This window comes from Niastella populi (assembly GCF_002078015.1).
GTDB lineage: Bacteria > Bacteroidota > Bacteroidia > Chitinophagales > Chitinophagaceae > Niastella > Niastella populi.
Genome location: NZ_LWBP01000221.1, coordinates 1 through 1,280, shown reverse-complemented (window position 1 = coordinate 1,280; position 1,280 = coordinate 1). Strand labels below are relative to the sequence as shown.

At 35.0% G+C, this 1,280-nt stretch carries 2 protein-coding genes; both read right to left on the bottom strand.

Annotation, left to right across the window (positions count from 1 at the left end; translation table 11 throughout):
• A partial coding sequence (locus tag A4R26_RS28965) for an OLD family protein (protein ID WP_133054816.1) occupies positions 1 to 742 on the bottom strand: 742 nt, incomplete at its 3' end.
• A gap of 99 nt (positions 743 to 841) precedes the next feature.
• A partial coding sequence (locus A4R26_RS28960; RefSeq protein WP_165760457.1) for a site-specific integrase occupies positions 842 to 1,280 on the bottom strand: 439 nt, incomplete at its 5' end.

Below are 1,280 nucleotides of genomic sequence, written 5' to 3'. Positions count from 1 at the left end.
ACTGCTCGAAATTTTTTATTAATTTCCTTTGGAAAGGCGTCCCCCTTTTGAATACATTTAATTCATTATAAAAACTTAATCCTGTGTAGATTTCTGACCGTTTGTCATTTTCAAAATAATCAGAAATAGTACGATAATAGTAATTATCCAGATCTCCATTAAATGAATCATAATTTGAGTTTGTCGTTTGCAATGGTCGCAAGCCCCTTAAAGTTGGCATATAAATTCTTTCGAATTTAAAATGTTTAACACCATTGGTTGCCAAATTATTTTCTTTAAAGTAAGCCTCAAATCTTCTGATCACATCTAAAATATCATTACGTGGCAAGCCAATACTTTGTATATTTTGATCAAGAAATTTATAGATGGAAGAAATCGTCTGATCTATTTTATTAAAATCAGTATATGTCCTCAAATAGTTAAAGGAATCAAGTCTTTCTACAATTTGCCGGATTCCTTTTGAATGTTCTTCACTTAATAAAGAAGAAGTCTTTATTACTTCCTCTTTTAAGTTGGCAATAACACCATCAATTGAGGCCAAATCAATCACATTTGACAAAAACTTTAAGTCTTCTTGTGAAAACAACTTTCTTAAAAACCTACTTTTGCCAGAATTATTTTTCCCGACAAAAATATTTATCTGAGATAAGTTACTTAACAATCTTTCGCTTTGTGTCTCGACCTTATATTCATTATAAAGCTCATCACCCAAATAAATCCCAGTAAATTTTACATTCAGCATTATTAATTTGTATTTATTAAAAAGCCCCTAATTCAACAATATCCTGTAAACTTGTTCGTGACTTTAAAATAAAGAAATTATTTTAATTAGTACTGTTATTCATCTAAACTTCTCCCGCAACCCCTTCATATCCTCCCCTATCTTCTTATCCAAAATCTTCGCATAATGCTGCGTTGTTCGCAGGTTGCGGTGGCCCAACATCTTTGACACCGTTTCAATAGGTACCCCGTTAGTAAGCGTGACTGTAGTAGCAAACGTATGCCGGGCAATATGGTAAGTAAGCGTCTTTTGTATTCCGCATGTGTCAGCTATTTCCTTCAGGTAGGCATTCATCTTCTGATTGCTGAGTATCGGCAGCACAAGGTCTTTTTCCTGGCAGTGCGGGTTGTCTTTGTATTTGCCAATAATTGTAAGAGCAGCGGGTAGTAAGGGAATGCGGGCGCTGATATCTGTTTTCTGCCTACGGCTTACCAGCCATTGTTCACCATCCACACCGATGATAATCTCGGAGCGCTTTAGTTTCTTTACATCAGCATAA